Source organism: Enterobacter sp. 198 (genome assembly GCF_009025585.1).
Classification (GTDB): Bacteria; Pseudomonadota; Gammaproteobacteria; order Enterobacterales; family Enterobacteriaceae; genus Enterobacter; species Enterobacter ludwigii.
Genome location: NZ_WCIM01000008.1, coordinates 38,808 through 58,838, shown reverse-complemented (window position 1 = coordinate 58,838; position 20,031 = coordinate 38,808). Strand labels below are relative to the sequence as shown.

The window sequence follows — 20,031 nt, the reverse complement described above, 5'->3', positions numbered from 1 at the left end:
TTTATCTGGGATAGGGCGTGTTGCCCTGATGTGATAAATAATAGGCCGACCACGGGCTGATTAAAATCGAAACAATTTGCCGATATTGTTCAAAAAAATAGAATGATTTTTGACGGGTTAAAACGGGAAAGCGATCAGTTCCACACCGTCAGGCGTGACGCTGACCATAGAACCTTCGCTGTGCCAGGCCCCCAGGACGACGCGGTGGGCCGCTTCGCCGTTGGCGGTAAGGGTATGCACATCGGGACGATGAGTATGACCGTGGATCAACCACTGAACGCGGTGTTTTTCCATGACCCTGACTACCGCCTGGGGATTAACATCCATAATGGCCATGGATTTGCCGCTGTTGGCGGCCTTACTGTCGGCACGCATTCTGGCTGCGATCCGCTTGCGGATAAACAGCGGCAGAGCCAGGAATAGTTTTTGGATCCTCGGGGTATGAACCTTAGCGCGAAACGCCTGATAGCCGGTGTCGTCAGTGCAGAGTGTGTCACCGTGCATGATTAACACCTTTCGGCCATAAAGGTCGAGTACCTGCTCTTCCGGCAGCAGCGTCATGCCGCTTTCGCGGGCGTAGTGCTTGCCGAGCAGGAAATCACGATTGCCGTGGATAAAGAAGCAGGGGACGCCGGAATCGACCAGCGCTTTAATGGCAGCCGCCATCTCACGGTGCAGCGGGTTAGGATCGTCGTCGCCAATCCAGGCTTCAAACAGGTCACCCAGAATGTAAAGTGCATCGGCACTTTTCGCTTCACCGCGTAAAAAACGCAGAAAACCGGCGGTGATCGCCGGTTCTTCTGTTTGCAGGTGCAAATCTGCAATAAAGAGTGTCGCCACGAATTACTCGCTGACGGTCACGCTGTTAATCACGACGTCTTCTTTTGGAACGTCCTGATGCATGCCGCTGCGGCCGGTCGCCACGGCTTTGATTTTGTCGACTACGTCCATACCTTCAACCACTTCTGCGAAGACGCAGTAGCCCCAACCCTGCAGGCTTTCGCCGGAGAAGTTCAGGAAGTCGTTGTCAGCAACGTTGATGAAGAACTGGGCTGTTGCAGAGTGAGGAGCCTGCGTACGCGCCATCGCCAGCGTACCACGGGTGTTTTTCAGACCGTTGTTCGCTTCGTTTTTGATCGCTTCTTTCGTCGCTTTCTGGTTCATGCCAGGTTCGAAACCGCCGCCCTGGATCATAAAGCCGTTGATCACGCGGTGGAAAATAGTGTTGTTGTAGAAACCTTCGCGGCAGTAGTCCAGGAAGTTTTTAACTGTTTCAGGCGCTTTGTCATCAAAGGTTTTGATTACGATATCGCCATGATTAGTGTGGAAAGTAACCATTTTTGCATCCTGTTCCGTTATTGTGGTACGTCGACCCGCGTTTGGGTCATCTATAGGGGCTTGTTATAGCATAACCACAGGATGCGATCACCTTGCATTGTGTGCTGCTTCAGGTTTGAATTACAGGTAGAATAACCGGTTTTCAACCACACACGTGTTTACATGGAATCTTCGATGTTAAAAATCTTTAATACAATGACGCGCCAAAAAGAGGAATTTAAACCTATCCATGCCGGGGAAGTCGGCATGTACGTGTGTGGTATTACGGTTTACGATCTCTGTCATATCGGCCATGGCCGTACCTTTGTTGCATTCGACGTTGTCTCGCGCTACCTGCGTTTTCTGGGCTATAACCTGAAATACGTGCGCAACATCACCGACATCGACGACAAAATCATCAAGCGCGCGAACGAAAATGGCGAAAGCTTTGTTGCGCTGGTGGATCGTATGATCGCGGAAATGCACAAAGATTTCGACGCCCTGAATATTCAGCGTCCGGACAGCGAGCCGCGTGCCACCCACCATATCCACGAAATTATCGACATCACCGAAAAGCTGATCGAACGTGGTCACGCCTATGTGGCCGATAACGGTGACGTGATGTTCTCCGTGCCGACTGACCCTACCTACGGTCAGCTCTCCCGTCAGGATCTGGATCAGCTGCAGGCCGGTGCGCGCGTTGATGTGGTGGACGTGAAGCGTAACCCGATGGACTTCGTGCTGTGGAAGATGTCCAAAGAGGGCGAACCAAGCTGGCCTTCCCCGTGGGGCGAAGGGCGTCCTGGCTGGCACATTGAGTGCTCGGCGATGAACTGCAAACAGCTGGGCAAACATTTCGATATTCACGGTGGCGGTTCGGATCTGATGTTCCCGCACCATGAAAACGAAATTGCACAGTCAACCTGTGCGCATGGCGGCGAGTACGTGAACTACTGGATGCACTCCGGGATGGTGATGGTTGACCGTGAGAAGATGTCTAAATCTCTGGGCAACTTCTTCACCGTGCGCGACGTGCTGAAATATTACGATGCGGAAACCGTGCGCTACTTCCTGATGTCTGGTCACTATCGCAGTCAGCTGAACTACAGCGAAGAGAACCTGAAACAGGCGCGTGCGGCGCTGGAGCGTCTGTACACTGCCCTGCGCGGTACCGATAAATCTGTACCCGCGGCAGGCGGTGAGGCGTTTGAAGCGCGCTTTATTGACGTGATGAACGATGACTTCAACACGCCGGAAGCCTACTCCGTGCTGTTTGATATGGCGCGTGAAGTTAACCGTCTGAAGTCAGAAGATATGGCGGCGGCGAATGCATTGGCCTCCCATCTGCGTAAGCTCTCTTCGGTACTGGGTCTGCTGGAGCAGGAACCGGATCTGTTCCTGCAAAGCGGTGCGCAGGCGGACGATAGCGAAGTGGCGGAGATTGAGCAACTTATCAACGCGCGTCTGGAAGCGCGTCAGGCGAAAGACTGGGCGGCAGCAGATGCCGCGCGTAACCGTCTGACGGAAATGGGCATCATTCTGGAAGATGGCCCGCAGGGAACCACCTGGCGTCGGAAATAATTCTGGTGCGCGCTGATACCCTCTCCCACCGGGAGAGGGTGCAAACACTAAAACGGCAACTGGGTTGCCGTTTTGCTTTTACCTCCGCTTCCACCACAACAGCCCCATCAGCACAACCCCTGGCAGCCACACCCACAGCAGTTCCGACATAATCACCTGATGCCCGTAGGGCGTGGTATAGCGTGACAGCGCAAACGGCGCGACCTTAATGACCTGCCACGGTGCAAAGAACCGTTCATCTGACCACGGCCACAGCCAGCCGACGCCTTTTCCACCGGTGGTGATGGAGTCCAGCAAGCTGTGCGACAGCAGAGACACGGTTAAGAACAGCCAGCAGCGGGTCAGACTTGCCCGAAACCATCGTCGGCCCATCAGTACGCAAAGTATCGGCACCACAAAGGCAAACAGCAGGGAGTGGGTAAAGCCGCGGTGGCCGAACACATTGCCGTAGGCAACGCCGAACTTAAACGCCAGCACGTCGGCGTCCGGCAGCATGGCGAGGACGACGCCGGCAAACAGCAGGCGGGGAGGTATGATTTTACTTCCCAGGCCTAAGCCCAGACACAAAGGCACTGCAGCGTGGGTGATAACGGTAGGCATTGCGATTATCCATGGCAAAGCAGGGAAATATAGCAGCGAATGGGCGCAATGAGGATGGTGTTAGCGTCTTATTTATGCCGATTCCCGGGCAATAAGCTGCCCGGAAAGGGTGATACGCTGTGTTTGCAGATCCGGCTCTTTTAACTTGCGGATGATCAACCCCGCCGCCTGACGCCCCGTCTCCTCACTGGCGGAGGAAACGTAGGTAAACGAGGGAGACGTCAGGTTCACGTGCAGCATATCTTCAAAACCGACCAGCGCGACCTGCTGGGTGAGAAACACATCTTTCCCCACGGTGCGCCCCACCTGATGAATGCCGGAGATGGAGCCGATCATCGCATCCGGTGAGTGGCAGAGCAGGGCGGTAATGGTGTTGTTTTTTTCCAGCAGCTGGCGGGTGGCGAAACCTGCGGCCAGCGTGTCATCGCTACACGCAGGCGAGTATTCCTCACGCCAGACCAGGCCGTTCTGGGTCATCGCGCTGCGAAAGCCGAGCAGACGCTGCTCGCGGATAAGGCAGCCTTCACGACCCCCAATGTAGGCAATGTTGCGGTGTCCGCGCTCGATAAGATAACGCGCGGCAAGGTTCGCCGCCTGGCGATTATCGCGCATCACCAGATTGCATTTTTCATCCAGCAGGGACTGAGAGACCACCACCAGCGGCAGCGGGCACTGGCGGATGTGTTCCGGCAGCGAGGATGCCCGGGTGTCAGAGGCCAGATAGATAACGCCGGCGACCCCCTGCTGTTTAAACGACAGCAGGCAGCGCTCAAGATGTTCATGGTCGTTCAGCGGCTGGCCGAGGAAAACCATATACCCCTGTCTCTCCAGCTCCTGGACGATGCTCGCCATCACCTTAATGGAAAAGCTGTCGCTAAAGTCGCGCAGGATCAGGCCGATCAGGTTGGAGGTGTTGGCGCGGAGATTGGCAGCGGCGACGTTGTGAACATAGCCCAGCGTAGTGATGGCAGCATTGACCTTCGCGATCGTTGCGTCTGAAATCTTCCCTTTCTGGCGCAGCACCAGCGACACGGTGGAGACCGAAACGCCCGCATGCTTTGCGACATCAATAATGCTGACTTTCTTCAAAACCGCTCCCTGAAATTTACCGATTATCAGCCAGATAAGACAACGTCCCCCAGCGTACAGGAGACGTGTCGTTCAGGCATCTTATTATTTGCCAATCATGGTGGACATGGTCTGGGCGATAAACTGTGCTCTGGCACCGAAAATCACCTGAATACCGTTATCACCGACGAACACTACGCCGCGGGCGCCAAGGCCGTTCAGACCGTCCTTATCAACTGCTTCACTTTTTGCCACTTCCAGGCGCAGACGGGTGATGCAGGAGCCGACGGAGTCGATGTTGTGCGCGCCGCCCAGCAGGTTGATGATCTCTGTAGCGAGTTCTGAATCTGACTTATCGTCCGCACTGGCGGTCACTTCTGTACGGCCCGGCGTTTTCACGTCGAAACGACGGATCACAAAGCGGAACGTGAAGTAGTAAATCAGGCCCATCGGAATGCCGATAATAATGGCGTTCAGGAAGTTGGTTTTGTAGCCGTTAAATGACGGCAGGATCCCGAAAGACAGGTAGTCGATAAAGCCCGCAGAGAACGACTTGGCGATATGCGCATGCAGCAGATACATGGTCATGTACGCCAGACCGGCCATGATGGCGTTAAAGACGTACAGAATAGGGGCGACGAAGATAAAGGTAAATTCAACCGGCTCGGTGATCCCCGTCAGGAAGCAGGTGAGCGCCGCAGAGAATAAAATACCGGCCGCGATTTTCTTATTTTTGGTGTGCGCTTCGTGGTACATCGCCAGACACGCCGCAGGCAGCGCGAACAGCATCAGCGGGAATTCACCCTGCATGAACTTACCGGCGTTCTGGTAGCTGTCACTGCTGAAGGATTTGACCCCTTCTTCCAGCATCTTGAACCAGATGGTCTGGTCGCCGTGAATCACCTGACCGGCCTGGGTGGTGTAATCCCCAAACGAATACCAGAAAGAGGGATACCAGATGTGGTGCAGGCCGAGCGGGATCAGCGCACGTTCCACCAGACCGAAGATAAAGGTCGAGGCTGCCTGATTATCGCCATTAACCACCACGGAGAGCGCATCGATGCCCGCCTGGATATGCTGCCAGACATACGGCAACAGCAGGCCGAGCAGGAAAGAGAGAAACGCTGTCGCAATCGCCACAAAGCGTTTCCCGGAGAAGAACCCGAGGAACTCTGGCAACTGCAGGGTGTGGAAACGGTTATAGCACCAGGCGGCGAGAATCCCGCAGATCAGGCCGCCGAAGACGCCCATCTGCAACGTCGGGATGCCGACCACCATCGCGTATTTGCCGCCCTGAGACGCCATTTCCGGCGTGATGCTCAAGACGGTGCTGATGGTGATGTTGGTGACAAACACCGAGACCGCCGCCGAGAGCGCGGCAATGCCGGACTCGGATGCCAGCCCCACGGCGGAACCAATGGCAAACAGCATCGGCAGGTTATCAAAGATAACCCCGCCCGCGTTCATCATCAGCGGCAGGTGAAACTTATCGCCAAAGGCCAGCAGCAGGCCTGCAGCGGGAAGCAGTGAAATTGGCAGCATTAACGCGCGACCAATCATCGATAATTTAGAGAGCGATTTAACAAACCCTGATATCAGACTCATGCTGATTTCTCCCGAGTAGCGCTTTTTTTGGCGCTGTTATTGTAAGTAGAACGTTTTAGTAGAACGTTCTACTTATCGTGGGGAAAGAGTGAAAAACGCGCAACAGAATTTTCACTTTTCAACAGATGAAATAGTGATTATTTGAAGTCGATCGATAATTAACCGTGATGGGTGTGGGGGAATGTGGGTTCCCTCTCCCGACGGGAGAGGGGGAGAGCATCAGGCGGTCACCGTCACGGTTTGCCCTTCAAAGCTCACGGTCTGACCCGCGACAATTTTGCAGCGCTTGCGGGTTTCCACTGCGCCGTCCACCTTAACAAGCCCGTCGGCAATGGCGATTTTGGCCTGTGCGCCGCTTTCGGTCCAGCCTTCCAGCTTCAGCAGATCGCACAGCTCAACGTGCGGGTGTTTACCTAATGAAAATGTGGCCATCTTACGCGTCCTCTACGTCGTGGTACTCTTCGCATGCCTGCAAAGTATTCTGAATCAGTGTGGCAACGGTCATCGGGCCTACGCCGCCCGGAACTGGGGTAATGTAAGAGGCGCGAGCCGCAGCATCTTCGTAAACCACGTCACCGACCACTTTCCCGTTTTCCAGACGGTTAATACCGACGTCCACAACGATCGCGCCTTCTTTAATCCATTCACCCGGAATAAAGCCCGGCTTCCCGACCGCCACGATCAGCAGATCGGCGTTTTCTACGTGATGACGCAGATTTTTGGTGAAGCGGTGGGTCACGGTGGTGGTGCAACCAGCGAGCAGCAGCTCCATGCTCATCGGACGGCCGACAATGTTTGATGCGCCAATGACCACGGCGTTCAGACCGTAGGTATCGATGTTATAACGCTCCAGCAGCGTAACGATACCGCGCGGCGTGCACGGACGCAGACGCGGGGCGCGCTGGCACAGACGGCCCACGTTGTACGGGTGGAAACCATCAACGTCTTTGTCGGGGGCGATACGTTCCAGCACCTTCACGTTGTCGATGCCGGCTGGCAGCGGCAGCTGAACCAGAATACCGTCGATCGTGTTGTCGGCATTCAGGGTATCAATAAGTTCCAGCAGCTCTGCTTCGCTGGTGGTTTCCGGCAAATCGTAAGAGCGGGAGACGAACCCCACCTCTTCACACGCTTTGCGTTTGCTGCCGACATAAATCTGCGATGCCGGGTTGCTGCCGACCAGCACAACGGCTAGCCCGGGGGCGCGTTTTCCGGCAGCTTTACGCGCCTTCACTTTTTCCGCGACCTCAGAGCGCACCTGCTGCGCAATCGTTTTACCGTCAATAATCTTTGCTGCCATCAGAGAGAAGATTCCGTCTGTAACGTTTGAAAGGGGGGATTGCCTGTATTTTGTCAGAAGCGAGCGCCGCTGTCAGTCACCCTTTGCGAGTTTTCATCAGGAGGCCGTAAAAACCCTTCTGAGGGGATGGTCAATTTCTTAGGCAGGATTAGGATGTGACCTGGCGAAATGACAGCGTTTTGACATATTTTAAAATACATTCATGAGCTACTTTGTCTCCTCCGAAATAAGCTTTCAATTAATCAATTGAACGTATTTCTTATTCCCGATTATTCGCGGGAAGGGTTATTTACATTTTAAAGGAATAGACATGAAACTCAGCAACATTGCTTCTACTGTTATTGCTACTCTGGCCCTGGTTGCGGGTGCCGCAAATGCAGCAGATCCAGCCACACCGGTTACCGTAAATGGCGGTACCGTACACTTTAAAGGTGAACTGGTTAATGCTGCATGTTCAGTAAATACTGATTCTTCCGAGCAGACGGTTAACCTGGGCCAATACCGTACCGCGAAGTTCACGAAAGTGGGTGACACCACCTCTAATATTCCGTTCACCATTGAACTGAATGATTGTGACCCGCTGGTTGCGAAAACAGCCGCAGTTGCGTTCACCGGTCAGATCGACGCGACCGACAAAACCCTGCTGGCGGTAACCTCTGGTAACAACGACAACTCCGCGAAGGGCGTGGGCATCGAGATCCTCGACAGCAAATCCACCACCCTGACTCCAGATGGTTCAACCTTCTCTGCCGCGCAGAACCTGATTGAAGGGACTAACACCCTGAACTTCACCGCGCGTTACAAATCAACGGCTGCGACCACCGAGCTAGGCCAGGCAAACGCTGACGCCACTTTCGTAATGAAATACGAGTAATTCCTCCGCACAGGGATGTTCAGGCCTCAGGGAAGAGGCCGTCATACGCAAAGGCCAGGAACGAAGGATGACAAGGACCGGAACACTACTGCTGTTAACCCTTGCGATGGCCTGCCAGGCCTCAGCACATACCGTGGTGATCGACGGCGGCAAAGTTCATCTCAGAGGTGAGCTGGTGAATGGCGGCTGCGCCGTGGCACCCGACAGCCAGAACATGCGCATCGAAATGGGGCAGTACCGAACCAATTCATTTTCCGGTGTGGGCAGTTTTTCCACGGTCAATGTGCCCTTCACCGTGCGGCTGCTGGATTGCAGCGTGGATGTCTCGCGCACCGTGGGGATCCAGTTTCAGGGCGTTACGCCAGCAGAAGATCCGCAGGTTTTTCTGGCGACATCGCGGCCAGGTGAATCACCGATAAGCAGCGGCGTCGGGCTGGCTCTTTTTGACGAACAACAACGTCAGATTATCCCGAACGCAACGGCCGTCAGCTGGTTGCCGGTGAATACCAGTGAGCTTGCGTTTCATTTTAGCGCCCGCTATCGGGCTATTTCCGAACACCTCGTGCCAGGCAATATTCAGTCGGATGTCTGGTTTACGTTGATTTATCCATAACACCTGCGAACACATTATTAAAGGTACGGTTGTGATGAATACCCTAATTAAACCAGGACTGTTTTTATCGTTAATTTTAATGATGGTTTCTGCATGCGCAAATGCTTCCGGCGGTATTGCGCTGGGGGCCACCCGCGTTATTTATCCGGCAGATGCAAAGCAAACTTCGCTGGCGATCACCAACAGCAATAAACAAGAGCGCTATTTAATCAACGCGTGGATCGAAAATGCGAACGGGCAAAAAGAAAAAACCTTTGCCGTGACCCCGCCGCTGTTTGTCAGCGAGCCGGACAGCGAAAACACGCTGCGCATTATTTATGCCGGGCCCGCGCTGCCTGCCGATCGTGAATCGCTCTTCTACATGAACGTGAAAGCGATCCCGTCCGTGAACAAAGCGAAAACGGAAAATAATAACGTGCTGCAGCTGGCTATCCTGTCGCGGATCAAGCTGTTTGTCCGCCCGACAAATTTGCCGATGCAGCCGGAAGAGGCGCTCTCGCAGCTGCGTTTTGAGCGCGTCGGCAACCACCTCAAAGTCAGTAACGCTTCGCCGTATTACATCACGCTGGTCAATATGAAGCTGGGCGGACAGACGCTGGATAACCTGATGGTTGCGCCTAAAAACTCGGCGCAGCAGGTACTGCCAGCCGCCGCAAGCGGTACGCTCTCCTGGCAGAGCGTGAATGACTACGGTGCCATTACGCCGGCGCGTAGCGTCAACCTGTGAGCAGAGTCAGGGCGATGAATAATCACCAGGGACGTTACTGCCCGGTCGCACTGGCGCTGATGGCAGCGCTCTGGCCACAGGCTGGCTGGAGCGAAAGCTACTTTAACCCGGCCTTCTTGTCCGATGACACCGCCAACGTGGCGGATTTATCGCGTTTTGAACAAGGTCACCAGCAGGCGCCTGGCGTTTATCGCGTGGATATCTGGCGTAACGATGAGTTTATCGCGACGCAGGATGTGCGCTTCGAGCAGGCCGACAATACACCGCCGGTTGCCGGTGGGCTGTCGCCGTGCATTACGCGCGTGATGCTGGAGCGTTTTGGCGTCAATATCGCGGCCTTTCCTGAGCTGGTTAACGTGAAAGGGGAGACCTGTATTCCCCTGGCGAAGGCTATTCCCGGCAGTGAGATCGCGTTCAACTTCGCCTCGCTGCGCCTGAATATCAGCCTGCCACAGGTGGCGATGCAGAACAGCGCACGCGGCTACATTCCGCCCGATCAATGGGATGAAGGGATCCCTGCCGCGCTGGTGAACTACAGCTTTACCGGCAACCGCGGGAGCGAGGACGACAGCTATTATCTGAACCTGCAGAGCGGGCTGAACTATGGCGCGTGGCGTTTACGCAATAATGGCGCATGGCGTTACACGCAGAATAACGGGCAGCGGCACAGCAACTGGCAGAATATTGGCACCTGGGCGCAGCGCACCGTGATCCCGCTGAAAAGCGAGCTGGTGCTGGGCGACAGCAATACCGGTAATGACGTTTTCGACAGCGTGGGTTTTCGCGGCGGGCGGCTCTTCTCGTCTGACAGCATGTACCCGGACAGCCTGCAGGGCTACGCGCCAACCGTTCGCGGCATCGCCCGAACGCCCGCCAAAGTGGTCGTTCGACAAAACGGCTACGTTATCTATCAAAGCTATGTACAGCCTGGTGCCTTTGCCATCACCGATCTTAACCCAACCTCGTCAAGCGGTGACCTTGAGGTGACGGTTGAAGAGAAGGATGGCAGCCAGCAGCGCTATACCGTGCCGTATTCCACCGTGCCCCTCCTGCAGCGCGAAGGGCGCTGGAAGTATGACCTGGTGGCCGGGGATTACCGCAGCGGCAACAGCGAACAGGATACGCCATTCTTCACGCAGGGTACGTTGATTACCGGGCTTGGCGACGGCTACACGCTGTACGGCGGTACCCAACTCGCGTCACGCTATACCGCGGTGGCCATCGGGGCCGGGAAAAACCTCGGTGACTGGGGGGCGGTGTCGCTCGATATCACCCATGCCCGCAGCCAGCTCGCGGATGACAGCCGCCATGAAGGGCAGTCGCTGCGTTTCCTCTATGCAAAATCGCTTAACGGATTCGGAACCAACTTCCAGCTGCTGGGCTACCGCTACTCCACAAAAGGGTTCTACACCCTGGACGATGTCGCGTGGCGTTCAATGGAAGGCTACCAGTATGCCGACAACCAGGATGATGACGGTGTGCCGGATGTGGAGAGTTATCACAACCTGACGTGGAATAAAAAAGGGCGCTTCCAGCTCAATATTTCCCAGTCGCTGGGGGATTACGGCTCGGTCTATATCTCCGGTAGCGAACAGACGTACTGGGGCACCGATGAGTCCAACCTCTGGTATCAACTGGGGTACGCGGGCGGCGTGAAGGGCGTCAACTACTCCGTGTCCTGGTCATGGAACAAATCCGTCGGGATAGACGGCACGGACCGAATCGCGTCGTTTAACGTCTCCGTACCGTTCAGCCTCTTTACCCGCCAGGGTTTTCGTCGGGACAGCGCCATTGACCGCGCCTATGCCACGGCGTCAGCCAGCCGTAATAGTGATGGCGACACAAGCTGGCAAACCGGGGTCAGTGGGACGTTGCTGGAAGATCGCAACCTGAACTACAGCGTGACCCAGGGCCACACCAGCAATAACGGCTCAAGCGGAAGCGCCAGCGCGAACTGGCAGGCAACCTACGGCACGCTGGGTGTTGGCTACAACTACGCACGCGACCAGCACGATCTCAACTGGCAGCTCTCCGGCGGCGTGGTCGGCCATGCGGATGGCGTAACCTTCAGCCAGCCGCTGGGTGATACCAACGTTCTGATCAAAGCGCCGGGAGCATCGGGCGTGAGCGTGGAAAACCAGACCGGTGTGAAAACCGACTGGCGTGGCTATGCGGTGATGCCGTATGCCACCGTCTACCGCTATAACCGCGTGGCGCTGGATACCAACACCATGAGCAATAACACCGATATCGAAAATAACGTGAGCAGCGTGGTGCCGACAAAAGGGGCGCTGGTGCGCGCCAGCTTTGATACCCGTATTGGCGTGCGCGCCCTGCTGACCGTCACGCGCGGCAACCAGCCTGTGCCATTCGGTGCTGTGGTGCGTGAAACCCAGAGCGGCGTCACCAGTATGGTGGGCGATGACGGACAGATTTACCTGAGCGGCCTGCCGCTGGAAGGTGAACTGCTGATCCAGTGGGGCAACGGGATGCAATCCCAGTGTCGTGCGCACTACAGCTTGCCAGAAAAGAGCCTGCAACAGGCAATCACACTTAAGGGGATTCGCTGTGAGTAAAATCCATTGCCTGGCTTTATCACTTCTCTCTATTTTGCCCGTGGGGAATGCCTTAGCCACCGTGTGTGTGAATGAAAAGGGCGTCCCTACGGAGGTGCATTACGACCTGACGGATAAATTTAACAGTTCGAATAACCAGATCGGACAGGTGGTGACGCTCAGCGAGAAATCGCAGTGGGTGGGGGTGAATGCCGTCTGCCCGAAGGGCACCACCGGGAACACGACCAAACGCAGTTATGTTACCGATTACCCGGTCACGGGAACAAGTGATGGCTATCAGTACCTGAAGCTAAACGACTATCTGGATGGGGCAATGAAAATTACGGACAGCTTTGCTGGCGTATTTTATCCGCCCAAAAGTTACATCCAGATGGGGAGTCACCCGAACGTCTCTAAAAACAAACCGTTTGGCGTTCAGGATTCCAGCCTCGTCTTTCGCCTCAAAGTGACCCGAAGGTTTATTAATATGGTGGTGATCCCGCGGGCGACCATGTTCCGCGTCTATGTCACCACTACCTCTTCTGATCCGTTAACCTCGCCGGTCTACACCATCAGCTACAGCGGGACCATTCAGGTGCCGCAAAGCTGCGCCATCAATGCGGGGAATATCGTGGAGTTTGACTTCGGCGATATCGGTGCCTCCCTGTTCAGCAAGGCCGGGGCGGGTAACAAACCGGAGGGGGTAACCGCGCAAAGCAAAACCATCGCCATCAAATGCACCAACGTGGAAGCGAACGCAATGCTGACGATGCGCGTTGAGGCAGAAAAGGTCTCCAGCAACGCGGTGGTGTCGGATAACCCCGATGTGGGGTTTGTGATTGCCAACGAAAGCGGTACCCCGCTAACGCCCAACAACCTGACTAGCAAAATCCCGTTCCGTCTCGACGACAGCGCGCAGGCGCAGGTGGGGATCCGGGTCTGGCCGGTCAGCGTGACGGGGAATAAGCCTGCGGAAGGCCGTTTTACGTCGCGGGGTTATCTGCGTGTGGATTACGATTAAGGGGAAGAGATGCGGAACCGGAACTGGCATTTCGCCGCGATGACACTGATGATGCTTCACGCCAGCGCGCAGGCAGCCACTGCGCTGGGGGAGATCAATATTCAGATGTACGGCAACATTGTTGATTTTACCTGTGTGGCCGAGGGCAGCGATAGCGACAAGAGCGTTACGCTGGGAACCTGGCCCACGAAACAGCTCAGCACCACGGGAAGCCGCACGCAGCCCATGCCGTTTACGCTGAAGCTGACCGGCTGTCCGCCTGGTGCGGCGTCCATCACGTTTTCGGGTAAAGCCGACGGAAGCAATAACGGGTTACTGGCGCTCAATGACGCCAGTACGGCAAGCAACGTTGCCGTCGAGATCAGGGATGCGGATAAAACGCGTCTGGCACTTCAGGAGGCCAGCCAGCCGGTAGCGGTTGATGCGCAGGGAAATGCGACATTGTCATTTTATGCCAATTATATTGCCACTGCTGATAACCCTCAGCCCGGACGGGCTGATGCTGATGCCACCTTCATGATTAATTATAATTAGCGCTGACCGCACTCCCTGCAGCTCGGATAAGCTGCAGGGAGTGAATTCAGGTTATAGCAGTTCGTGTGCTTTGGCATAATCAATTAATTCAACGATGCTTTGCACACCCAGCTTGGAATAAATATTGGATTTATGTGCGCTGATGGTTTTGTTGCTTAATAGCAACTGCTCTGCAATCTCCTTATTGGATAAACCATTTGCCAGGTAACGTAATACCGTCACCTCACGATTCGATAATGGCATATCCGCGACCATCCCTTTCCCCGAACCCAAATGGTTTATAAAATTCAACGTTTCCGACGGGAAAAAAGAATAGCCCATCAGGATCATTTCAACGGCGTTGTAGATCTCGCCCAAATCTTTTCGTTTACTGACAAAACCATTTGCCCCGGCGCGAATGGCGCGTCCCGCGTAAAAAGACTCGGATTTTGAAGAGAGGAACAGGACCTTGATGTCTTTATTTAAGTTTCTGATTCTCTTCAGTAAAGCGAAGCCATCTGTGCCCGTAAGTTCGATGTCCAGGATCACCAGATCGATAGGGTGGTTACGGATACAGTCAAGGACTTCATGGCTGTCGCCAGACTTGAGTTTGACTGTGATGTTTTTATTTTTCTGTAGCAGGACTTCTATCGACATTCTGACGATAGGGTGTTCGTCCATAATGATAACGGATGCCGGTTTCATTTTTAATGCCTCAGACTGTTAAAAGCGTTATGCCGAGTTTGGTTAAAACTCTCGAAATGCCGGAAGGATAAATGTGCAGATCCTTATACCGTAGTATTTCCCTGGAAAGAGCGAAAGCATCCTTGTTAACGTAGTGAAGAAATCTATGCCTCAGCGCGGTCATCTCATTTGGCTGGTGTTGGCAAAAAGGTTTTTCTTATTCATATTTGATACGCGTCTTATTATACCGTGTAAGTTTTTTCCGAAAACCCTGTAAATTACCCCTCGCTTATTACTTTGTATTATCTTCTGGATCCGAATAGCTATTTTTTTAAAATTAGCTTAAATATCCTGTTATCCCATTTACCGCATCTTTTGATCTTTATGTAATAACAAAAAATGACATATCACACTGTATGTTGATCAAATGTTAACAAATCGACGGCCATTTTCAGGGGCTGAAAGCGGGATCGGATGGCGAAAAAGTGTTCACAGAGGGCACCAGACCTTCGTTTGAAAGTGATCGGGTCGCCGCCGGAAGGGGCTCCCGTCGTACAGCAGAACATACTACAGACTTCGCTTTCGACTGCCAGGCAGTCTCGCCGAGCCGCTTGTTTTTACATCATTATCGTCTTATTAACTCCTTTATCAAACACTTAACGCACGGAGGAAAGTGCTGCAGATTATTCATTCTGTGACATTTCACATGGTTTAAGCCCGTAAATTAGGAATAGTTATAAAATTGAAATTATTGTTAAAATTTAACAAATAAGCAACATGATTGATAAGTAAATTCCTAAAGGTCTTTAGGAAATAAGGGCTTAGTGGGTGGGTTAGAAGGTGCAGTCTGAGAGGTTATTGAGAAGGTGTAGCAGTTCCTGGCGATGGGTCAGACCCAGTTTCAACAGAATGCAGCTGAGACGATAGATAATGCGGCTATAGGGGCGATTCTGCATCAACGCTATCTGGCGAAGGGTCTTCCCCCGCGATAACTCCTGCAAAATAGGCCATTCGGTGCGGGAGAACCAGTCTTTATCGCAGCCCTGGGGAGGGCTGGTATCCATCAGGCTGTGCTGGAAAGCAGACGGCGTCAGCTGACGTTCGAGCACGTGAAAAGGGCCCGCCGCTTTGCAGAACAGGCGAGTATCGTAATTATCCGCCCTGACTAACAGATAGGGCGTCAGAAAAGGGGGATAGAGGCTATGCCTTCTGAGCTGATCCAGCTTGTCGATCAGCGCAGTGGAGCGGCTTTCAATATCCACCACCAGGCGGGCGGAAGGCCACTGGGCCAGGGCGCTAAACGCATCCTCCAGCGTGGGATAGTCGCAACAGCTGCTCAGGGGGAATTGGCCGTTGAGAAAACCGGTGCGCAGAAAATGATCCTCCGTCACCAGAATGATAAACGGAGCGTCTGTTTTGCGGGGCTGGCTGATGGACTGACTCAAAAATTCGAGCCGGTCGAAGAAGGGGGGAGCAAAAGGCGAGTGCGTAAATCCCAGTGCATCACTTCCTGTACGCCGCCGCCGGTAACGGCGCACTGTCATTCGCATGGCCTCCCCCCTGGAAATGGCTTTTTAATCCTCCGGCCATGTCCAGGACGGCCAGTAATAGCCCTGGCCGAGTTCTGCGCCTGCCTGCAGTGCCCAGGTACAATCCTGCTCAGTCTCAATACCTTCAATAAGCACTTTCCCGGCAAGCTGAAAGCACCGGGACACCAGTTGCCGTAGCGCGGGCGTGGCGCGTAGACGCCAGAATGCATCCTTATCGATTTTTACGCCGCTTAACGGTAACCGGCAGGATAAAAAGGGCGGGATGAGTGTTTCATCAATGTCATCCAGCCAGATACCGTGACCTTGTCTTATGAGCTGCAACAGGCTCCGGGTAACGGTCTGCCTCTGCGCGGCTGACAGCGTTAAAAAAGCACTGGGGTCGACAAGTTCAATATTCAGCGGCGGACATTTTATCCGGCTAAGCCGCTGAAAAGCGTCGGGCTCTGTCAGGACGGTTATCGGCAGATTAATGAAAAAATTATTACAGTGCGGGGTATTTTTTAACGCGGTGAGCTGTGCTTCAAGCAGCGTTATCGACCAGTCTGCAGACTGATGGCGGAAAAAGGCTTCGCTATGCTGCGTTTCAGACAGGACGCTAAGGACCTCCACGCCGACCCTGCGTAAAGAGGAGAGGGCGACGATGGGCTCAAGTTTGATGCCGACGATGTCCTGAGAAAGGTACTGTAACCGGGGGGGCGTATAGGTCAGGTTTTGCGCTGTCACTCCATGGTCCTGTTGTCTGTCAGCCTCCAGGCGGCCGGGATACGTCACACTAGTGTGACGAGCTGACGCTCAGGAAAACAGCAGGCGTTACTTAAATGCAACTAAGCCTTTTCGCAGCGCGAAATTCTACGACGGAAAAGCGATGAATGTTGAAAAAACAGTCGTATTTACAATCGGCTAGCGGTAATTGCCCCTGAAAGCCGAAAAGGCATTGACTCACCTGTCATTGACCGTATAATTCCAGGCGTTTCACCACCGCGAAGTTCACTCTTCTCAGTGCGCCCTTAGCTCAGTTGGATAGAGCAACGGCCTTCTAAGCCGTAGGTCGTAGGTTCGAATCCTACAGGGCGTGCCATTTACTGCCTTCACCCATTTTGCTTCCACTCTCCCGTTTTACGCTAAATACGCGTTTATGCCGATCTCATTCTGTCGATTAAATAATCGGGAAATAAATAGAACGCTAATGAATATTTGTTATTTTTCCAGCCTAAGGCTTTCTTAATCTTTATTTCATCCATTTTTATAATCTGGATTTTTATCATATTTATCCGCTGTATAAGAATATTTTACACTTTTACGACTAAACTTGATTGATACTAATTATCATTAGCGTTTTTGTATGCTTTAATCCTGTCCCACAACGCTATGCGTGGTAAATCACCCTGGTCTATAAAGGATATGTTCATGAATTCTCGCCTGTTGTCATGCTTCTCGCTTGCCTTGTTGTCTTCATCTCTTTTCCTTTCCACACAAGCACTTGCCGCTGATAACAACGAAGGTATCGTTGTTTATAACGCGCAGCATGAAAATCTGGTGAAGGCGTGGGTTGACGGTTTTACCAAAGAAACAGGTATTAAGGTGACGCTGCGTAATGGCGATGACAGCGAGCTGGGTAACCAGCTGGTTCAGGAAGGCACGGCATCACCTGCAGACGTGTTTCTGACGGAAAACTCGCCATCAATGGTTCTGGTGGATAATGCCAAACTGTTCGCGCCACTGGATGCAGAGACCCTGAAGCAGGTGCCTGCGGAATTTCGTCCTGCGCACGGCCGCTGGATCGGGATTGCTGCGCGTAGCACGGTGTTTGTCTATAACCCGGAAAAATTGAGCGAACAGCAATTGCCAACATCGCTGATGGATCTGGCGAAACCTGAGTGGAAAGGCCGCTGGGCGGCATCGCCGTCAGGCGCGGATTTCCAGGCGATCGTGAGTGCGATGCTGGCCCTGAAAGGCGAGCAGGCCACCCTTGAGTGGCTGAAGGCGATGAAAACCAATTTTGTGGCCTACAAAGGTAACAGCACCGTGATGAAAGCCGTTAACGCCGGCCAGATTGATGGCGGTGTGATTTATCACTACTACCGTTTTGTCGATCAGTCCAAAACGGGTGAAAACAGCAAAAACACCCAACTCTACTACTTCAAACATCAGGATCCGGGTGCCTTTGTCAGCCTTTCCGGCGGTGGCGTACTGGCGTCCAGCAAACACAAAGAACAGGCTCAGGCATTCATCAAGTGGATCACCGGTAAAGAAGGTCAGGAGAGCCTGCGCACCAACAACGCGTTTGAATATGCGGTTGGCGTGAACGCGGCCTCTAACCCGAAACTGGTTCCGCTGAAAGATCTGGATGCGCCGAAAGTGGAACCTTCAACGCTTAACAGCAAAAAAGTTATCGAGCTGATGACGCAAGCCGGCCTGCTGTGATCCTGAGAGTTAAGTGAACGCCTTATGTCTGGTCTGAGTCTCGACATCGGAAAAAACAGGATGCAGGAGCCTGCTCGCAGGCGACCTGCGCTGCCGATGGTTGCGTTAGCTGTCTTATTTTCATTAATGGCGCTTCTGCCTCTGGGTTTTATCATTGCCATTGGCATTGAGACGGGCTGGGAGACCATTAAGACGCTGGTGTTCCGCCCGCGTGTTGCTGAACTGCTCAGCAACACGCTGTGGCTGACGGCCTTAGCGGTTCCGCTTTGTATTGTGACCGGCGTGGCGATAGCCTGGCTCACGGAGCGTACCCGGCTGGCAGGGCGGGGAATATGGTCTGCGCTGGCGGTCGCCCCGCTGGCAATCCCCGCGTTTGTACAAAGCTATGCCTGGGTGAGCGTCATCCCCTCCCTGCACGGTCTTTCCGCGGGAGTATTTCTCTCTGTTTTAGCTTACTACCCGTTTATCTACACGCCGGTTGCCGCGGTACTGCGCCGCCTCGACCCGACGCTTGAAGATGTGGCCGCGTCGCTCGGCACGCCGCCGTGGCGGGTCTTTTTCCGCGTAGTGCTGCCGCAGCTCAAGCTTGCTATCTGCGGCGGGGCGCTGCTGGTCGCGCTGCACCTGCTGGCAGAATACGGCCTGTACGTGATGATCCGCTTTGATACGTTCACCACCGCGATTTATGACCAGTTTCAGTCTACCTTCAGCGGCCCGGCAGCCAATATGCTGGCGGGCGTGCTGGCCTTATGCTGTCTGGCCATCTTAATGCTGGAAGGGGTGACGCGCGGAAAAGCACGCTATGCGCGCATCGGCGGCGGGGCTGCACGTGAACAGAAACGCTGGCCGCTGAAGCCGGTCGCGGCCACGCTGGGCCAGCTGTTTTTCCTCACGCTGATCGTGCTGGCGCTGGGCGTACCGTTAATTGTGCTCTGTCGCTGGGTCTGGCTGGGCGGTATTGAGAACTGGATGAGCGCGGACCTCTGGCACTCCCTGCGCCAGACGCTCATGCTCGGCGTGGGTGGGGCACTGCTGACCACGGCCTGCGTGATCCCCATTGCGTGGCTCGGTATCCGTTATCCGCACCGCGTCTTCCGGATGCTGGAAGGGTGTATCTACATCACCAGCTCGCTGCCGGGGATTGTGACCGCTCTCGCGCTGGTAACGGTGACGATTCATTACGCCCGCCCCATTTATCAGACGGAAATTACATTGTTCCTCGCCTATCTGCTGATGTTTATGCCCCGCGCGCTCATCAACCTGCGGGCCGGGATTGCACAGGCGCCGGTAGAGCTGGAAAACGTGGCGCGTAGCCTTGGCAGCACGCCTGCGAAGGCGCTGTGGAGCGTCACCATGCGGCTGGCCGCGCCGGGTGCCGCCGCGGGGGCTGCGCTTGTTTTTCTCGGCGTCAGCAACGAACTGACCGCCACGCTGCTGCTCTCCCCGCTGGGAACACGCACGCTTTCCACCGGTTTCTGGGCGCTGACCAGTGAGATCGATTATGTTGCCGCCGCGCCGTACGCGATGCTGATGATCCTGATTTCACTCCCGCTGACCGCCATCCTCTACGTGCAGTCGAAAAAAATTGCAGGACTATGA

19 protein-coding genes and 1 tRNA gene are annotated in these 20,031 nt (G+C 54.3%); 10 read left to right on the top strand and 10 right to left on the bottom strand.

Annotated features, from left to right (window positions below):
- Positions 1–117: 117 nt before the first annotated feature.
- Together lpxH and ppiB are read right to left on the bottom strand one after the other, a co-directional pair.
- Positions 118–840 carry a UDP-2,3-diacylglucosamine diphosphatase gene (lpxH, locus tag F8561_RS02710; RefSeq protein ID WP_151887120.1) on the bottom strand — a complete coding sequence of 241 codons (723 nt, stop codon included), beginning with the start codon at positions 838–840 and terminating at the stop codon, positions 118–120.
- 3 nt (positions 841–843) lie between these two features.
- The gene (gene ppiB / locus F8561_RS02705) at positions 844–1,338 is read right to left on the bottom strand and encodes a peptidylprolyl isomerase B (RefSeq protein WP_014168939.1); all 495 of its coding nucleotides are present in this window, start codon (positions 1,336–1,338) and stop codon (positions 844–846) included.
- A 174-nt stretch (positions 1,339–1,512) separates the two neighbouring features.
- Between ppiB and cysS the strand changes: the two genes are divergently transcribed.
- Positions 1,513–2,898, top strand: coding sequence for a cysteine--tRNA ligase (gene cysS / locus F8561_RS02700; RefSeq protein WP_020885161.1), 1,386 nt, complete (start codon positions 1,513–1,515; stop codon positions 2,896–2,898).
- 78 nt (positions 2,899–2,976) lie between these two features.
- Here the strand turns inward: cysS and F8561_RS02695 are convergent, their stop codons facing one another.
- The 5 genes from F8561_RS02695 to folD form a co-directional block, all read right to left on the bottom strand.
- The gene (locus tag F8561_RS02695; protein ID WP_025204825.1) at positions 2,977–3,498 is read right to left on the bottom strand and encodes a metal-dependent hydrolase; all 522 of its coding nucleotides are present in this window, start codon (positions 3,496–3,498) and stop codon (positions 2,977–2,979) included.
- Positions 3,499–3,570: 72 nt separating this feature from the next.
- Positions 3,571–4,587 (bottom strand): Mal regulon transcriptional regulator MalI, encoded by a 1,017-nt coding sequence (malI, locus tag F8561_RS02690; RefSeq protein ID WP_014168942.1) that lies wholly within the window; start codon positions 4,585–4,587, stop codon positions 3,571–3,573.
- 84 nt (positions 4,588–4,671) lie between these two features.
- A complete protein-coding gene (locus F8561_RS02685) occupies positions 4,672–6,171 on the bottom strand; it encodes a PTS transporter subunit EIIC (RefSeq protein WP_014168943.1) in 1,500 nt (499 codons plus the stop codon).
- 219 nt (positions 6,172–6,390) lie between these two features.
- Positions 6,391–6,603 carry a ribosome-associated protein YbcJ gene (ybcJ, locus tag F8561_RS02680; RefSeq protein ID WP_014168944.1) on the bottom strand — a complete coding sequence of 71 codons (213 nt, stop codon included), beginning with the start codon at positions 6,601–6,603 and terminating at the stop codon, positions 6,391–6,393.
- 1 nt (position 6,604) lies between these two features.
- Positions 6,605–7,471, bottom strand: coding sequence for a bifunctional methylenetetrahydrofolate dehydrogenase/methenyltetrahydrofolate cyclohydrolase FolD (gene folD, locus F8561_RS02675; RefSeq protein WP_151887119.1), 867 nt, complete (start codon positions 7,469–7,471; stop codon positions 6,605–6,607).
- Positions 7,472–7,781: 310 nt separating this feature from the next.
- Here folD and fimA point away from each other — a divergent pair, with 310 nt between their 5' ends.
- The 6 genes from fimA to sfmF all read left to right on the top strand — a co-directional run bounded on the left by fimA (position 7,782) and on the right by sfmF (position 13,795).
- Positions 7,782–8,345, top strand: coding sequence for a type 1 fimbrial major subunit FimA (fimA, locus tag F8561_RS02670; protein WP_151887118.1), 564 nt, complete (start codon positions 7,782–7,784; stop codon positions 8,343–8,345).
- A 67-nt stretch (positions 8,346–8,412) separates the two neighbouring features.
- On the top strand, positions 8,413–8,958 hold the full coding sequence (gene fimI / locus F8561_RS02665; protein ID WP_020885157.1) for a type 1 fimbrial protein subunit FimI: 546 nt from the start codon (positions 8,413–8,415) through the stop codon (positions 8,956–8,958).
- A 34-nt stretch (positions 8,959–8,992) separates the two neighbouring features.
- On the top strand, positions 8,993–9,685 hold the full coding sequence (fimC, locus tag F8561_RS02660) for a type 1 fimbria chaperone FimC (RefSeq protein WP_020885156.1): 693 nt from the start codon (positions 8,993–8,995) through the stop codon (positions 9,683–9,685).
- 14 nt (positions 9,686–9,699) lie between these two features.
- Positions 9,700–12,261, top strand: coding sequence for a fimbrial biogenesis usher protein (locus F8561_RS02655; protein ID WP_020885155.1), 2,562 nt, complete (start codon positions 9,700–9,702; stop codon positions 12,259–12,261).
- Entirely contained in the window at positions 12,254–13,261 is a 1,008-nt protein-coding gene (gene fimH, locus F8561_RS02650) for a type 1 fimbria D-mannose specific adhesin FimH (RefSeq protein WP_020885154.1), read from the top strand. The genes F8561_RS02655 and fimH overlap by 8 nt, the downstream gene beginning before the upstream one ends.
- 9 nt (positions 13,262–13,270) lie before the next feature.
- A complete protein-coding gene (sfmF, locus tag F8561_RS02645) occupies positions 13,271–13,795 on the top strand; it encodes a fimbria assembly protein (RefSeq protein ID WP_047356118.1) in 525 nt (174 codons plus the stop codon).
- A gap of 51 nt (positions 13,796–13,846) precedes the next feature.
- Here sfmF and fimZ read toward each other — a convergent pair whose 3' ends face one another.
- The 3 genes from fimZ to F8561_RS02625 all read right to left on the bottom strand — a co-directional run bounded on the left by fimZ (position 13,847) and on the right by F8561_RS02625 (position 16,731).
- Positions 13,847–14,479 (bottom strand): fimbria biosynthesis transcriptional regulator FimZ, encoded by a 633-nt coding sequence (fimZ, locus tag F8561_RS02640; RefSeq protein WP_014168952.1) that lies wholly within the window; start codon positions 14,477–14,479, stop codon positions 13,847–13,849.
- A gap of 812 nt (positions 14,480–15,291) precedes the next feature.
- On the bottom strand, positions 15,292–16,008 hold the full coding sequence (locus F8561_RS02630; RefSeq protein ID WP_014168953.1) for a helix-turn-helix transcriptional regulator: 717 nt from the start codon (positions 16,006–16,008) through the stop codon (positions 15,292–15,294).
- Positions 16,009–16,032: 24 nt separating this feature from the next.
- Entirely contained in the window at positions 16,033–16,731 is a 699-nt protein-coding gene (locus F8561_RS02625; RefSeq protein WP_047744085.1) for an EAL domain-containing protein, read from the bottom strand.
- Between the two features lie 278 nt (positions 16,732–17,009).
- Between F8561_RS02625 and F8561_RS02620 the strand changes: the two genes are divergently transcribed.
- The 3 genes from F8561_RS02620 (at position 17,010) to F8561_RS02610 (ending at position 20,031) form a co-directional block, all read left to right on the top strand.
- Positions 17,010–17,086 (top strand) — tRNA-Arg (locus F8561_RS02620).
- Between the two features lie 329 nt (positions 17,087–17,415).
- A complete protein-coding gene (locus tag F8561_RS02615; RefSeq protein WP_032677574.1) occupies positions 17,416–18,432 on the top strand; it encodes an iron ABC transporter substrate-binding protein in 1,017 nt (338 codons plus the stop codon).
- Between the two features lie 24 nt (positions 18,433–18,456).
- Positions 18,457–20,031, top strand: coding sequence for an ABC transporter permease (locus F8561_RS02610; RefSeq protein WP_192938248.1), 1,575 nt, complete (start codon positions 18,457–18,459; stop codon positions 20,029–20,031).